At 42.0% G+C, this 14,585-nt stretch carries 24 protein-coding genes and 1 pseudogene; 23 read left to right on the forward strand and 2 right to left on the reverse strand.

What is annotated here, in order from left to right:
• Positions 1-64: 64 nt before the first annotated feature.
• Complete coding sequence (locus tag ACK1JC_RS00945) at positions 65-1,648, reverse strand: helicase HerA-like domain-containing protein (protein WP_409509979.1); 1,584 nt, start codon at positions 1,646-1,648, stop codon at positions 65-67.
• A gap of 39 nt (positions 1,649-1,687) precedes the next feature.
• On the reverse strand, positions 1,688-2,881 hold the full coding sequence (locus ACK1JC_RS00950) for a PLP-dependent transferase (protein ID WP_409509980.1): 1,194 nt from the start codon (positions 2,879-2,881) through the stop codon (positions 1,688-1,690).
• A 180-nt stretch (positions 2,882-3,061) separates the two neighbouring features.
• Here ACK1JC_RS00950 and ACK1JC_RS00955 point away from each other — a divergent pair, with 180 nt between their 5' ends.
• The 23 genes and pseudogenes from ACK1JC_RS00955 (at position 3,062) to secY (ending at position 14,574) form a co-directional block, all read left to right on the forward strand.
• Positions 3,062-3,790, forward strand: coding sequence for a type 1 glutamine amidotransferase (locus ACK1JC_RS00955; protein ID WP_409509981.1), 729 nt, complete (start codon positions 3,062-3,064; stop codon positions 3,788-3,790).
• Positions 3,791-4,068: 278 nt separating this feature from the next.
• Positions 4,069-4,380: a 30S ribosomal protein S10 gene (gene rpsJ / locus ACK1JC_RS00960; protein WP_004725677.1), complete on the forward strand. Its 312-nt coding sequence runs from the start codon at positions 4,069-4,071 to the stop codon at positions 4,378-4,380.
• A gap of 60 nt (positions 4,381-4,440) precedes the next feature.
• Positions 4,441-5,079: a 50S ribosomal protein L3 gene (gene rplC / locus ACK1JC_RS00965; RefSeq protein WP_409509982.1), complete on the forward strand. Its 639-nt coding sequence runs from the start codon at positions 4,441-4,443 to the stop codon at positions 5,077-5,079.
• An 11-nt stretch (positions 5,080-5,090) separates the two neighbouring features.
• Entirely contained in the window at positions 5,091-5,693 is a 603-nt protein-coding gene (rplD, locus tag ACK1JC_RS00970) for a 50S ribosomal protein L4 (RefSeq protein ID WP_409509983.1), read from the forward strand.
• A complete protein-coding gene (gene rplW, locus ACK1JC_RS00975; protein WP_409509984.1) occupies positions 5,690-6,010 on the forward strand; it encodes a 50S ribosomal protein L23 in 321 nt (106 codons plus the stop codon). The genes rplD and rplW overlap by 4 nt, the downstream gene beginning before the upstream one ends.
• Positions 6,011-6,021: 11 nt before the next feature.
• Entirely contained in the window at positions 6,022-6,846 is an 825-nt protein-coding gene (gene rplB / locus ACK1JC_RS00980; protein WP_409509985.1) for a 50S ribosomal protein L2, read from the forward strand.
• Between the two features lie 19 nt (positions 6,847-6,865).
• A complete protein-coding gene (gene rpsS / locus ACK1JC_RS00985; RefSeq protein WP_004281508.1) occupies positions 6,866-7,141 on the forward strand; it encodes a 30S ribosomal protein S19 in 276 nt (91 codons plus the stop codon).
• A 9-nt stretch (positions 7,142-7,150) separates the two neighbouring features.
• Entirely contained in the window at positions 7,151-7,480 is a 330-nt protein-coding gene (rplV, locus tag ACK1JC_RS00990; protein WP_086179951.1) for a 50S ribosomal protein L22, read from the forward strand.
• Between the two features lies 1 nt (position 7,481).
• Positions 7,482-8,298, forward strand: a pseudogene (gene rpsC, locus ACK1JC_RS00995) (30S ribosomal protein S3).
• Entirely contained in the window at positions 8,238-8,651 is a 414-nt protein-coding gene (rplP, locus tag ACK1JC_RS01000; protein WP_409509986.1) for a 50S ribosomal protein L16, read from the forward strand. The pseudogene rpsC and the gene rplP overlap by 61 nt, the downstream one beginning before the upstream one ends.
• Positions 8,651-8,848: a 50S ribosomal protein L29 gene (gene rpmC, locus ACK1JC_RS01005; RefSeq protein ID WP_409509987.1), complete on the forward strand. Its 198-nt coding sequence runs from the start codon at positions 8,651-8,653 to the stop codon at positions 8,846-8,848. Before rplP ends, rpmC begins: the two co-directional genes overlap by 1 nt.
• Complete coding sequence (gene rpsQ / locus ACK1JC_RS01010) at positions 8,845-9,102, forward strand: 30S ribosomal protein S17 (protein ID WP_409509988.1); 258 nt, start codon at positions 8,845-8,847, stop codon at positions 9,100-9,102. The genes rpmC and rpsQ overlap by 4 nt, the downstream gene beginning before the upstream one ends.
• Positions 9,103-9,196: 94 nt before the next feature.
• Positions 9,197-9,565, forward strand: coding sequence for a 50S ribosomal protein L14 (gene rplN, locus ACK1JC_RS01015; RefSeq protein ID WP_004725701.1), 369 nt, complete (start codon positions 9,197-9,199; stop codon positions 9,563-9,565).
• Between the two features lie 11 nt (positions 9,566-9,576).
• On the forward strand, positions 9,577-9,894 hold the full coding sequence (gene rplX / locus ACK1JC_RS01020; protein ID WP_409509989.1) for a 50S ribosomal protein L24: 318 nt from the start codon (positions 9,577-9,579) through the stop codon (positions 9,892-9,894).
• A 16-nt stretch (positions 9,895-9,910) separates the two neighbouring features.
• Positions 9,911-10,447, forward strand: a complete 537-nt coding sequence (gene rplE, locus ACK1JC_RS01025) for a 50S ribosomal protein L5 (protein WP_409509990.1) — start codon at positions 9,911-9,913, stop codon at positions 10,445-10,447.
• Positions 10,448-10,456: 9 nt separating this feature from the next.
• Positions 10,457-10,762: a 30S ribosomal protein S14 gene (gene rpsN / locus ACK1JC_RS01030; protein WP_166322118.1), complete on the forward strand. Its 306-nt coding sequence runs from the start codon at positions 10,457-10,459 to the stop codon at positions 10,760-10,762.
• A 12-nt stretch (positions 10,763-10,774) separates the two neighbouring features.
• Positions 10,775-11,170, forward strand: a complete 396-nt coding sequence (rpsH, locus tag ACK1JC_RS01035) for a 30S ribosomal protein S8 (protein WP_409509991.1) — start codon at positions 10,775-10,777, stop codon at positions 11,168-11,170.
• 13 nt (positions 11,171-11,183) lie between these two features.
• The gene (gene rplF / locus ACK1JC_RS01040) at positions 11,184-11,717 is read left to right on the forward strand and encodes a 50S ribosomal protein L6 (RefSeq protein ID WP_409509992.1); all 534 of its coding nucleotides are present in this window, start codon (positions 11,184-11,186) and stop codon (positions 11,715-11,717) included.
• A 14-nt stretch (positions 11,718-11,731) separates the two neighbouring features.
• Positions 11,732-12,082: a 50S ribosomal protein L18 gene (gene rplR, locus ACK1JC_RS01045; RefSeq protein WP_004869518.1), complete on the forward strand. Its 351-nt coding sequence runs from the start codon at positions 11,732-11,734 to the stop codon at positions 12,080-12,082.
• 2 nt (positions 12,083-12,084) lie between these two features.
• Positions 12,085-12,582, forward strand: coding sequence for a 30S ribosomal protein S5 (gene rpsE, locus ACK1JC_RS01050; RefSeq protein ID WP_409509993.1), 498 nt, complete (start codon positions 12,085-12,087; stop codon positions 12,580-12,582).
• A 6-nt stretch (positions 12,583-12,588) separates the two neighbouring features.
• Positions 12,589-12,765 carry a 50S ribosomal protein L30 gene (gene rpmD, locus ACK1JC_RS01055; RefSeq protein WP_067762901.1) on the forward strand — a complete coding sequence of 59 codons (177 nt, stop codon included), beginning with the start codon at positions 12,589-12,591 and terminating at the stop codon, positions 12,763-12,765.
• Between the two features lie 3 nt (positions 12,766-12,768).
• Positions 12,769-13,209, forward strand: coding sequence for a 50S ribosomal protein L15 (gene rplO, locus ACK1JC_RS01060; protein ID WP_409509994.1), 441 nt, complete (start codon positions 12,769-12,771; stop codon positions 13,207-13,209).
• Between the two features lie 45 nt (positions 13,210-13,254).
• A complete protein-coding gene (secY, locus tag ACK1JC_RS01065; protein ID WP_409510017.1) occupies positions 13,255-14,574 on the forward strand; it encodes a preprotein translocase subunit SecY in 1,320 nt (439 codons plus the stop codon).
• The last annotated feature ends 11 nt before the right edge of the window (positions 14,575-14,585 follow it).

The following is a 14,585-nucleotide window of genomic DNA, read 5'->3' on the forward strand; positions in this document are numbered from 1 at the left end:
GGATAATGTTTATCCTTAATTTAAGCTTTTTAAAATGAAGTGTTTATTGGTGAAATAAAAAAGGTCAGCGCCCACCAAACAATGAACCTAATAGACCACGAACTAGTTTTTGCCCAGTACTACCACCTAAGCTACGTGCTACACTTTTTGCAAAAGTACCAAGTACATCTTGTGTTATTTTTGCGCGTGCTGCAGCAGCTTTCTCTTCCTCTTTAGCTTGAAGTTTTTCTAGGCGTTCTTGTTCTTTATTTTGTTGTTTTTCGATATTGGCTTGAAACTTGGCTTGTTCTTTTTGCATTTGCTCAAGTTGTTTGGCTTGTTCAGTTGCCACTTGCAATGCAACAAGCTGTTGCTCATTTTCACTGACTTTACGTTGTAACATTTCAAAAGCGCTATCACGATCAACAATTTGATCGTAAACACCAGCAACAATACTTTGAGCCATGAGTGCTTTACGCTCATCTAGGGTAATGGGATTAAATGCAGAGTAGGGAGGCATAACCATGCCGCGCTCTACAATTTGCGGTGTCCCTTGCTCATCTAGACAGCTAATAAGGGCTTCACCTACTGCAAGTTCAGTAATGGCTTCATCGACTTTGAAGGTTGGGTTGGCACGAAACGTATCCGCAGCTGTTTTTACGGCTTTTTGATCTTTTGGAGTAAAAGCACGGAGAGCATGTTGCACACGGTTACCTAATTGTCCAAGAACATTCTCAGGAATGTCTAAAGGGCTTTGTGTAACAAAATAAATACCTACGCCTTTAGAACGAATGAGGCGTACAACTTGTTGAATTTTCTCTTGTAACGCAGGACTTGCATTGTCAAACAGTAAATGGGCTTCATCGAAGAAGAATACCAATTTAGGTTTATCCATATCACCGACTTCAGGTAATTTTTCAAATAACTCAGACAGCATCCATAATAAAAATGTTGCATAGAGTTTCGGGGTATTCATGAGCTTGTCGGCAGCCAATAAGTTAATGTAACCATGACCATTAGGATCGGTTTGAATAAAATCCATAATATCGAGGCTAGGTTCACCAAAAAAGCGATCTGCACCTTGATCACCCAATGCGAGCAAATTACGTTGAATTGCACCTAAGCTCGCAGGAGATAAATTGCCATATTCAGCTTTTAATTCGGCTGCATGTTCACTGACATGAGTCAGCATTGATTTTAAATCTTTAAAATCAATTAGTAGTAAACCTTGGTCATCTGCAATACGAAACACCGCAGAAAGTACACCTTCTTGTGTTTCATTTAGATTGAGCATTTGTGCTAAAAGCAAAGGACCAATTTCAGAAATAGTGGTTCGGATAGGATGCCCTTGTTCACCAAATAAATCCCAAAAAGTGGTTGGAGACGCCGCGAATGGGACAGCATTTATACCTAAACTTTTAATACGCTCATCAAACTTAGCATTGCTACTGCCTGCTTTGGCAATACTTGAAACATCACCTTTAGCATCTGCCAAAAATACAGGCACACCTATACGAGAAAAACTTTCGGCAAGTACCTTTAATGTTACGGTTTTTCCAGTTCCTGTTGCTCCTGCGATCAAACCGTGGCGGTTAGCAAACTGTGAATGTAAAACAATATCTTGTGTAGTATCTGACGTTTTTTTTGCAATTACGATTGGTGTGCTCATGTACGGTTCCTATTGTGATTATTCCGTTGATGTCGCTGCTTATTTTGTTTTCATATGATGTAGTGCTGTGGTGATATCTTGAATTAAGTCTTGTGGATGTTCAAGACCAATACAAAAACGCACCAATAAACCTTGTTTTAAATGTGGAGTATCTAAATGACGCATATCTTTGAGGTTATAAAGCATCACTAAGCTGACTGGACCACCCCAGCTAAAGCCAAGTTTGAATAATGATAAATTATCACAAAATGAGCGAATGGCACTCATATCATATTCAGGTTTAAAAATAACACTGACTAACCCTGCACTTTGCGCTGTTTGGCAAGTGTCTTTCCAAAAACGATGACTAATATTGTCTGTGTCGGCAGGGTGGAGGACTTGTGCAAACTCAGGTTGAGTTTTAAGCCATTCTAACAGCGTAATCGCTGAAGCAGATTGATGCTCATAACGTAGTTGCATTGATGAAAGACTACGCTGAACTTGTGCTGCATCATCACCTGAAATCGCGATGCCTTGAATGGCGTGCATACGGAATAATTGATGATGCAATTTTTCATCCCGTGTCACCACTGAACCCATCAAAATATCACCACCACCACTTGGATATTTAGTCAGTGCATGCACGGTTACATCTACACTTAAATGTTCGCTTGAAAAGTCGAAAGCATTAAAGGCAAGTCCTGCCCCCCAAGTATTATCGAGAGCAGTCAGAATATTGTGCACTTTGGCTTTTTGAACCAAATTGATTAAATCGGGAAACTCTAAAGTCACTGAGCCAGCCGCTTCTAACCAAATTAATTTCGCCTTTTCTGTGGGTTGGAATGATTCAATATCTATCGGGTTGTAGACTTTGACGGTAATACCATAGCGCATTTCAAGATTGCGCAAATGCTCCATATTGGGGCCATAAATGTTATCTGAGACCCACACTTCATCACCATGCGCTAAAAAGCAAGAATTGACGAGGTTGATGGCAGACAAACCACTTGGTGCAAGTAGGCAATATTTTCCGCCTTCTATTTGAGCAATATGATCGCCTAAAGTAAAAGTAGTGGGTGTGCCATGTGTACCATAACTATAGTCATAAGCATCCGTCCAATGGCGATTAAACAGTGCATCGGTATTTTTAAAAATAATGGTCGATGCACGAAATAAAGGCGGTTGAACTGTCGCAATATATTGAGGTGCTTTGCGAGGTGCATGAATTAAAGCTGTTTGATGATTATATTTCACAGAAAACTCTAAATTTTAGAAAACAAATATTTATGAAAGAAAAGCACATTAAATTTACGGAGCAAAGAATTAAATTGTGAAAATTTATCACCATTCAAAATATTGGCTTCGTTTTTGCACTATGCATTAGAACAATGAATATTTTTAATCTCAAATGAAATAACAAGAATAGGGTCTAACATGATGAAAAAGTTAAAAGTACATTATTTTCAACATATTGCAGGTGAGGGTTTTGGCAGTTGCTATGAATATCTAAAACAACAAGGAGCTGAAATTAGTGCAACCGAATTTTTTGCATTACCTAAAGATTTTAAACTGGAAATTGAAGCATTACCCAACATAGAAGATGTTGATTTATTGATGATTATGGGAGGAGAGATGAGTGTGAATGATGAAGCTAATTACCCGTGGTTACGCATAGAAAAGCGTTGGCTTAGACGGTACTTAGCATCATCAAAACCTGCTATAGGCTTATGTTTGGGGGGGCAACTGATTGCAAGTGCATTGGGTGCAAATGTACACAGACACCACACTCAAGAGATTGGTTGGACTAGAGTTTTTAAAAGCCTGTATTGTAAAGAAGGTGACTTTCAGTTGCCTGAGCATGTTGATGTAATGCAGTGGCATAGCGAAACGTTTGACCTTCCAAAGGGTGCAATTCGGTTGGCGGAAAATAGTGTGTGTCATAACCAAGTGTATCAAATTGGGAACAATGTACTTGGTTTTCAATTTCATCCTGAAATTACACCACAAGCTTTAAAGCTTTTTGTTGCACATGAAGAAGAACAAAATGTTTTTTATGGGAAAAATCAGCAGTCGTTAAGAGATTTGGAGCAGTCAGATAAAACTGCATTTATTCCAGGGCATCAATTATTGAATCGTGCAATTGAATATGTGCTACAGCCTTAAAGGCAATGACTATACAGAAAAGTGATAGCTTACAATTAATTCACTAAAATCTGGGAAAAAATGGCAATAGCGTTTGCTTAAGTGTTAAACAGTCGCTATAATAAGTGACCCTTCAATATGATGGGCTGAATGGCAAATAACGTCGTTCAGATATCGTTACAGTCATGGCATCGATCATGACCATAGTGATTTTCACTGCTCTTGACACTTATCCTTTTTTAGTGGGGTGAGATGCGTCAGGAGTGATTCTTTATATATTTGGCTTGGAGTTAACTGGTATGTCTAACCAGAGAATTCGTATCCGTCTTAAGTCTTTTGATCACCGTTTAATTGATCAATCTTCTCAAGAGATCGTAGAAACAGCAAAACGTACAGGTGCACAGGTGTGTGGTCCAATCCCTATGCCTACACGTATCGAACGTTTTAACGTTTTGACATCACCGCATGTAAACAAAGATGCGCGTGACCAATATGAAATCCGCACATACAAGCGTTTGATCGACATCGTTCAACCTACAGACAAAACTGTAGATGCGTTGATGAAGTTGGATCTTGCAGCTGGTGTTGATGTTCAGATCGCATTGGGTTAAGGCTTTCGGGTTAATTAACGCTCTAAGTTAATTAGGCCGCTTTTTTAGAGGTTTATGCACATGGCTATTGGTTTAGTCGGTCGCAAGTGCGGTATGACACGTATCTTTACAGATGCTGGTGTTTCTGTACCTGTAACAGTGATTGAGGTTGATCCTAACCGTATCACTCAAATCAAAACGCTTGAAACTGATGGTTATCAAGCGATTCAAATCACTACTGGTGAACGTCGCGAATCTCGCGTAACTAACGCTCAGAAAGGTCACTTTGCGAAAGCTGGTGTTGCTGCTGGTCGTCTAGTTCAAGAATTCCGCGCTACAGAAGCTGATCTTGAAGGTCGTGAAGTTGGTGGTTCTCTTACCGTTGAATTGTTCACAGTGGGTCAAATTGTTGACGTAACTGGTCAATCTAAAGGTAAAGGTTTCCAAGGTGGTGTTAAGCGTTGGAACTTCCGTACGCAAGATGCAACTCACGGTAACTCACTTTCTCACCGTGTTTTAGGTTCTACTGGTCAAAACCAGACACCTGGTCGCGTATTCAAAGGCAAAAAAATGGCTGGCCATTTAGGTGCTGAACGCGTAACTACACAGGGTCTTGAAATCGTTTCTATCGACACAGAACGTTCAGTTCTAGTTGTTAAAGGTGCGGTTCCTGGTGCTACCGGTGGCGACGTTATCGTTCGTCCTACGATCAAGGCCTGAGGGGAAATATTGTGAATTTAAATACTGTTTCCGGTTCAGCTGTTGAGTTGTCTGAAGTTGCGTTTGGTCGTGACTTTAACGAAGCACTTGTTCACCAAGTAGTAACAGCATATTTAGCTGGTGGCCGTCAAGGTTCTAAAGCTCAAAAATCACGTGGTGAAGTATCTGGCGGTGGTAAAAAACCTTTCCGTCAAAAAGGTACAGGCCGTGCGCGTGCTGGTTCTATTCGTAGCCCAATTTGGGTTGGTGGTGGTAAGACTTTTGCTGCTCGTCCACAAGATTGGTCTCAAAAAGTTAACCGTAAAATGTACCGCGGTGCAATGCAATGTATCCTTGCTGAACTAGTTCGTCAGGATCGTCTTATTTTGGTTGAAGAGTTCTCTGTTGAAGCTCCTAAAACTAAAGAATTGCTTGCAAAGCTTAACGACTTGAACGCTACTCGCGCATTAATCGTTACTGAGGCTGTAGATGAAAATCTATATTTAGCTGCACGTAACATTCCACATGTTGATGTGGTTGATGCTGCTGGGATCGATCCTGTTGGTTTGATCGCGTTCGACAAAGTTGTTATGTCTGTAGCTGCTGCTAAGAAAATTGAGGTAGAACTCGGATGAACAACGAACGTATCTATCAAGTCCTTCAAGGACCTGTATTCTCAGAAAAAGCACAAGTTTTAGGCGAAACTGCTGGTGTTCAAGTTTTTAAAGTTGCTATTAACGCAAACAAACTTGAAATCAAAAAAGCTGTTGAGCAACTATTTGGTGTCGAAGTTGTTAAAGTTAACACGACGATCACTAAAGGGAAAACAAAACGCTTTGGTAAAACATTAGGACGTCGTTCTGATGTTAAAAAAGCATACGTCACCCTGAAAGCTGGCCAAGATGTTGAAATGGCTGACTTGGGCGATACCGCTGAAACCGCAGCGGAATAAGGACGAAGATTATGCCGATTCAAAAATGTAAGCCAACGTCTCCGGGACGTCGCTTTGTAGAGAAAGTGGTTCATGACCACCTTCACAAAGGCGCACCGCATGCACCGTTGGTTGAAGCTAAAAAACGTACTGGTGGTCGTAATAACAACGGTCACATTACGACTCGTCACGTAGGTGGTGGTCATAAACAGCACTACCGTCTTGTTGACTTTAAACGTAATAAAGATGGCATTCCAGCAACTGTAGAGCGTATTGAATACGATCCTAACCGTACATCACATATTGCACTTGTGCTTTATGCTGACGGTGAGCGTCGTTATATCATCGCTGCTAAAGGTTTGCGCGCTGGTGATAAAGTTCAGTCTGGTAACGATGCTCCAATTCGTCCAGGTAACTGCTTACCACTTCGTAATATGCCAATCGGTTCTACACTTCATAACATCGAGCTTAAAATTGGTAAGGGCGCACAGTTAGTACGTTCTGCTGGTACTTCTGCTCAGTTGTTGGGTCGTGACGGTTCTTACGCAATTATTCGTCTACGTTCTGGCGAAATGCGTAAAGTACACGTTGAATGTCGCGCTGTGTTAGGTGAAGTATCTAACTCAGAAAGCAACCTTCGTTCACTTGGTAAAGCAGGTGCATCTCGCTGGCGTGGCGTTCGTCCTACCGTTCGTGGTATGGCGATGAACCCAGTAGACCATCCACATGGTGGTGGTGAAGGGCGTAACAAAGGTATTCAACCTGTAAGCCCATGGGGTCAAAAAGCTAAAGGGTACAAGACACGTACCAATAAGCGTACGACTAAGATGATCATTCGCGACCGTCGCGTTAAGTAACAAGTAAAGGAATCTGACAATGCCTCGTTCTCTGAAAAAAGGCCCATTCGTCGATGCGCACTTGTTCGCTAAGGTTGAAGCGGCTATCGCGGCTAATAACCGTAAGCCGATCAAAACTTGGTCGCGTCGCTCGATGATCCTCCCGGATTTTGTTGGTTTAACAATTTCTGTCCATAATGGCCGTAACCATGTTCCAGTGATTGTATCTGAACACATGGTTGGTCATAAACTCGGTGAATTCGCGCCAACTCGTACCTATCGTGGTCACGGTGTTGACAAGAAATCTAAACGTTAAGGTGCTATGATGGAAGTTACTGCTAAATTACGCGGTGCCGCTATCTCGGCACAAAAAACTCGTTTGGTTGCAGATTTAATCCGTGGCAAATCAGTTGCTCACGCGCTTAACATCTTGAACTTCAGCAACAAAAAAGCTGCAGTTTTAGTTAAAAAAGCATTGGAATCTGCGATTGCAAACGCTGAACACAATAACAGTTTAGATGTAGACGACCTTAAAGTTTCTACGATTTACGTTGATGAAGGCACTAGCCTTAAGCGTATTATGCCGCGTGCTAAAGGCCGTGCAGATCGTATTACTAAGCGTACTTGTCACATTACCGTTAAGGTAGGGGTTTGATATGGGTCAGAAGGTTCATCCAATCGGTATCCGCCTTGGTGTTGTAAAACGTCATAACGCCAACTGGTATGCGAGTCCGAAACAATACGCTGAATATTTGCTTAAAGATCTTCAGGTTCGTGAGTTTTTAACTAAAAAACTTAAAAGCGCGATGATCAGCAATATTCTTATCGAACGTCCTACTGGCGCTGCTAAAGTAACTATTAGCACAGCTCGTCCTGGTATCGTTATCGGTAAAAAAGGCGAAGATATTGAGAAATTACAGCGTGAACTTACTCAAATTATGGGTATTCCTGCGCAAGTAAGCATCAATGAAATCGACCGTCCAGACCTAGATGCTCGTTTAGTTGCTGAAGCAATTGCTTCTCAATTAGAAAAGCGTGTAATGTTCCGTCGTGCTATGAAGCGTGCGGTTCAGAATTCTATGCGTGCTGGTGCTAAAGGTATCAAAGTTGAAGTTTCAGGTCGTCTAGGCGGTGCTGAGATTGCTCGTACTGAGTGGTATCGTGAGGGTCGTGTACCTTTGCATACACTTCGTGCTGACATCGACTATGCTACTATGCGTGCTGAAACAACTTACGGTACGATTGGTGTTAAAGTTTGGATTTTCCGTGGTGAGATTTTAGGTGGCATGAAACAAGTCATGAACCCTGCTCCTGCAGAAGATCGTCCAGCTAAACGCGGTCGTGGTCGTGGTGAAGGTCAGGAGCGTCGTGGTCGTCGCAATGATCGTTCTGCTGAAAAAGGAGAATAATCCATGTTGCAACCTAAACGTACTAAATTTCGTAAGGTACAAAAAGGCCGTAACACTGGTCTAGCGCATCGCGGTAGCACTATTTCTTTTGGTACTATTGCTCTTAAATCAGTTGAACGTGGTCAAATGACTGCGCGTCAAATTGAAGCAGCGCGTCGTACAATTAGCCGTCGTGTAAAACGTGGTGGTAAGATCTTTATCCGTGTTTTCCCTGATAAACCAATTACTGAAAAACCATTAGAAGTTCGTATGGGTAAAGGTAAAGGTTCTGTGGAATACTGGGTTTGCCAAATCAAACCAGGTAAGATCTTGTACGAAATGGATGGTGTTAGTGATGAATTGGCTACAGAAGCATTTAAGCTTGCTGCAGCTAAACTTCCTTTCAAAACCACTATCGTTACTAAGACGGTGATGTAATGAAAACTAAAGATCTACGTGAAAAATCGGTAGAAGAATTGACAGCTTTGCTTGATGAGCAACAGCTTAACCAATTCCGTCTTCGCATGGCGAAAGCAACTGGTCAATTGGGTAAATCGCATGAAGTTGCGGTTACTCGTAAAACTATTGCACGCATCAAGACACTCCTTACCGAAAAACAGGGGAACGGACAATGAGTGAGCAAACAGTTCGCACGTTAACAGGCAAAGTAGTAAGCGACAAGATGGAAAAATCTATCGTTGTACTTATTGAACGCCGCGTTCAACACCCGTTGTATGGCAAATCAATTCGCCGTTCAACTAAATTACACGCTCATGATGAGAACAACACAGCTAAAACTGGTGATGTTGTAACTATCAAAGAAAGCCGCCCAATGTCTAAAACTAAGTCTTGGACTTTAGTTGAAGTGATTGAAGCTGCTGCTGAGTAATTAACGTTCTGGTTGCATCATTGGTCAATTTCGAGTACTCTTTGAGCCTTTCGAAATTGCGACCGGTGATGCGACTCGGTTTTGGAGTAGGGCAATGATTCAAACCGAAAGTATGCTAGACGTAGCAGACAACAGTGGTGCTCGCCGCGTACAATGTATTAAAGTACTAGGTGGTTCACATCGTCGTTATGCTTCTGTTGGCGACATTATTAAAGTTACTGTAAAAGAAGCAATTCCACGTGGCCGTGTTAAAAAAGGTGACGTGATGAATGCAGTTGTAGTTCGTACTAAATTCGGTATTCGTCGTCCAGATGGTTCTGTGATCCGTTTTGATGATAATGCTGCAGTTATTTTGAACAACAACAAGGCTCCGATTGCCACTCGTATTTTCGGACCAGTGACTCGTGAACTTCGTACTGAACAGTTCATGAAAATCATTTCATTGGCTCCTGAAGTTCTATAATAGAGGCAATCATGGCTAAGATTAGAAAAGGCGATCAAGTAATTGTGATCGCAGGTAAAGAAAAAGGCAAACAAGGTACTGTTTTGTCTGTTTCAAATGACCGCGTTATGGTTGAAGGCCTTAACTTGGTTAAGAAGCATCAAAAGCCGAATCGTGCAACAGGTGCTGAAGGCGCTGTAGTTACACAAGAAGCTTCGCTTCATATTTCAAACGTAGCAATTTTTAATGCTACAACCCAAAAGGCTGACCGTGTTGGTTACCAAGTGATTGAAGGCGCGAAAACTCGCGTTTATAAATCAAATGGTGAATCAGTGGCGGCGGCGAAGTAATAGGTTGAAATAGGCTATGGCCAGACTTAAAACACGTTATAACGACGAACTTAAAGCTCAATTATTAGAGACTTTAGGTGTTAAGAATGTGATGGAAATTCCTCGCATTACTAAAATCACGATCAACATGGGTGTTGGCGCAGCAGCAGCTGACAAAAAACTCCTTGATGGTGCTTTATCTGATATGCAAGCTATTGCTGGTCAAAAACCAGTTCTTACATTAGCTCGTAAATCAATCGCAGGTTTTAAAATCCGTGATGGTTGGCCGATTGGTTGTAAAGTAACTTTACGCGGCGAACGTATGTACGAATTCTTAGACCGTTTGATCTCTATTGCGATTCCTCGTATTCGTGACTTCCGCGGTTTTTCTGCGAAATCATTCGATGGTCGTGGTAACTATTCAATGGGTCTTAAGGAACAGATTATGTTCCCTGAAATCGATTTTGATAAGATTGATCGTATTCGTGGTATGGATATTACCGTTACTACGACTGCTCGCACCGATGACGAAGGCCGTGCGCTATTGCGTGCATTCGGCTTCCCGTTCAAATAAGAGGTCGATATGGCTAAGAAAGGTATGATTAATCGCGAGTTGAAACGCGAAGCTACTGTTGCTAAATACGCTGCAAAACGTGCTGAATTAAAAGCAATTATTGCAAACGTAAATGCTACAGATGAAGAACGTTTTGAAGCGATGATGAAATTTCAAGCATTACCACGTAATGCATCTCCAGTACGTCTACGTAACCGTTGTGGTTTAACTGGTCGTCCACATGGCTATTTCCGTAAGTTTGGCTTAAGCCGTAACAAATTGCGTGAAACAGTTATGCAAGGTGATGTACCGGGCGTTGTTAAGGCAAGCTGGTAAGGAGCACTATAAATGAGTATGCAAGATACCGTTGCCGACATGCTAACACGTGTTCGTAACGCACAAATGGCTAAAAAACAAACTGTTTCTATGCCTAATTCTAAGTTGAAAGTTGCTATTGCTAGCGTACTTCAACAAGAAGGTTATATTTCTAACGTAGAAGTTGCTGATGCTGAAGGTAAAGCAACTTTAACAATTACGTTAAAATACTATGAAGGCAAACCAGTTATTGAAACTGTGAAACGCGTAAGCCGTCCAGGTCTACGTCAGTATCGCGGTAAAGATAACCTTCCTAGCGTTAAGCAAGGTTTAGGTATTGCAATTGTTTCTACAAGCAAAGGCATCATGACTGATCGCGCTGCACGTTCTGCAGGCGTTGGTGGTGAAGTTATTGCTTTTGTATCTTAATAGGTGATTCCTCATGTCTCGTGTGGCTAAAGCCCCAGTAACTGTACCGAATGGTGTAACAGTTACTCAGAACGGCCGGCAGGTCGAAGTGAAAGGCAGCAAAGGTACGTTGTCTTTCAACCTGCATGCGCTGGTCGAGCTTAAACAGGAAGAAGGTAAACTTCAAATTGCTCCAATTTCAGAATCGAAAGATTCTTGGATGCAAGCTGGTACTGCTCGCGCTGTGTTAAATAACCTTGTAAAAGGTGTTAGCGAAGGCTTCGAACGTAAGTTGCAGCTTATCGGTGTTGGTTATAAAGCTGCGGTTAAAGGTACAACTGTACATCTTAACCTTGGTTTTTCGCACCCGATTGATTACGCTCTTCCTGAAGGCGTAACTGCTGAAACTCCTACTGCAACTGAAATCATTTTGAAATCAGCAAGCAAACATTTGCTTGGTCAAGTAGCTGCAGATATCCGTGGATATCGTCCACCAGAGCCGTATAAAGGTAAAGGTGTTCGTTATTCTGACGAAGTTGTACTTCGTAAAGAAGCTAAGAAGAAATAAGGCGCGAGGTTCTTATGAACGAAAAGAAACAATCCCGTTTGCGTCGTGCGAAAAGCACACGCTTGCACATCCGTGCATTGGGTGCGACTCGTTTGTGTGTAAACCGCACACCGCGTCACATTTATGCTCAAGTTATTTCTGCGGATGGTGGCAAAGTATTAGCGCAAGCTTCTACTTTGGATGCATCTTTACGTAGTGGTTCTACAGGTAATGTAGATGCTGCTACTAAAGTAGGTGCTTTAATCGCAGAGCGCGCGAAAGCTGCTGGTGTTACTAAAGTAGCATTTGACCGTTCTGGTTTTAAATATCATGGTCGTATCAAAGCCTTGGCTGATGCTGCTCGTGAAAACGGCTTGGAGTTCTAATCATGGCTAAAGTTGAACAAAACGAAGGTCTTGTTGAAAAGCTGGTTGCCGTTGATCGTGTAGCCAAAGTTGTTAAGGGTGGTCGTATCTTCTCTTTCACAGCATTAACTGTTGTGGGTGATGGTAATGGTCGTGTAGGTTTTGGTCGTGGTAAAGCACGTGAAGTTCCAGCTGCTATTTCTAAAGCACTTGAAGCTGCGCGTCGTAACATGATCACTGTTGATCTTGTTGATGGTACTGTACAGCACCCGATCAATGCACGTCACGGTGCAAGCCGTGTTTACATGCAACCTGCATCTGAAGGTACAGGCGTAATTGCTGGTGGTTCAGTACGTGCAGTACTTGAAGCAGTTGGCGTACGTAATGTATTGACTAAGTGCTACGGTTCTACAAATGCAGCTAACGTTGTGAACGCTACTTTTAATGGTTTGCGTGACATGACTTCTCCTGAGAAAGTTGCTGCTAAACGTGGCCTTTCAGTAGAACAAATTCAAGGGTAATCAATCATGAAAACGATTAAAGTTACCCAGACTAAATCTTCTGCGCATCGCTTGAAAAATCACAAGCTTAGCCTTAAAGGTTTAGGTCTGCGTCGTATTGGTCATACTGTAGAAGTGCAAGATACGCCTTCTAACCGTGGTATGATCAACCAAGTCTACTATATGGTTAGTGTAGAGGAGTAAGCCATGACTCTGCGTTTAAATGAACTTTCACCTGCTGAAGGTGCAAAACGTGATAGCCGTCGTCTAGGCCGTGGTATCGGTTCTGGTGTTGGTAAGACTGGTGGCCGTGGTGTCAAAGGTCAAAACTCACGTAAGAGCGGTGGTACTCGTCCAGGTTTCGAAGGTGGTCAAACTGCGTTATATCGTCGTTTACCTAAATTCGGTTTCACTAGCCAATTGGCTTTGAAAACTGCTGAAGTACGCTTGTCTGAACTTACTAAAGTTGAAGGTGATATTGTTTCACTTGAAACTTTAAAAGCTGCAAACGTTGTACGTAAAGATATGTTGCGTGCTCGTATTGTTCTTTCTGGTGAAATCACTCGTGCATTTACTGTACAGGGTGTAGCTCTGACTAAAGGCGCTAAAGCTGCTCTAGAAGCTGCTGGCGGTAAAGTCGAGGAGTAATCGCAAGTGTCTATGTCTCCTAGTTCTTCAGGTCATGTCAACATGATGAAAGGTCAGCCATTTCATGTGAAATATCGTGAAATTATTCGCCGATTAATGTTCTTGATTGGTGCTTTGGTTGTCTTTCGACTAGGAGCGCATATTCCGCTGCCAGGTATTGATAATGTCGCTTTGAGTCAGTTTTTTAAAGACAATGAAGGAACCTTCCTTGGCTTATTTAACATGTTTTCGGGCGGGGCATTGGAACGAATGTCCATTCTAGCGTTGGGAATTATGCCGTATATTTCTGCATCGATTATCGTGCAGTTAATGTCGACAGTTGTTCCCTCGTTGGAGGCATTAAAGAAAGAAGGCGAACAGGGTAAGCGTAAGATTAATCAATATACACGCTATGGTACCTTGATACTTGCACTTGTGCAGGGTGTGGGAATGTGTGCTGGTCTTATTAGTCAAGGGATTACTTTGACATCTGGATTGGCATTTTATATTCCAGCACTGACTTCTTTAGTCGCAGGCACAATGTTCTTAATGTGGTTAGGAGAGCAGATTACCGAACGTGGTGTTGGTAATGGTATCTCTATGATCATTTTTGCAGGTATTGTAGCTGGTTTACCAGGCATTGTGACTCAGTCATTCACTAGCGTGAGTAATGGGTCTGCGAGCTTGATTGGATTAGCGGTATTTGGTTTACTTTCAGTTGCGGTTTTGGCTGCAATTGTATTTATTGAGAAAGCACAGCGTCGTATCGCTGTGAATTATGCTCAGAAACAACAAGGTCGTCGTGTATTCACTGCGCAACAGACACACTTGCCATTGAAGATTAATATGGCAGGGGTTATTCCAGCAATTTTCGCAAGTTCGTTATTGCTGTTCCCTGCAAGTTTAGGTCAATGGTTAGGTAGTGCTGATCCAAATGCAGGTTTTATTAAACGCGGTCTTCAAGATCTAGCATTGGTCTTATCGCCTGGACAGCCTTTGTATCTGGTACTCTTTGGTGCGTTAATTATCTTTTTCTGTTATTTTTATACGGCGCTGGTTTTCAGTCCTAAGGAAGTTTCAGAAAACTTGAAACGCAGCGGAGCTTACGTACCTGGTATTCGCCCAGGTGAGCAAACTGCTCGTTACTTAGATCATATTCTTAATCGATTGACATTTATTGGTGCAATTTATATTACAGTCGTATGTTTGATGCCAATGATTCTGCAAAGTTCATTTGGTATTCCATTCCATTTGGGTGGAACATCATTACTGATTGTAGTAGTTGTTGTAATGGACTTCATGGCTCAGCTACAAGCTCATCTCACTTCGCATCAATATGATAATCAATCATTAATGAAAAAAACGACTGCTCATCCTAAAGGATAAGCGCACTTAGA

Source organism: Acinetobacter sp. TY2, assembly GCF_046269225.1.
In the GTDB taxonomy this organism is placed as follows: Bacteria; Pseudomonadota; Gammaproteobacteria; order Pseudomonadales; family Moraxellaceae; genus Acinetobacter.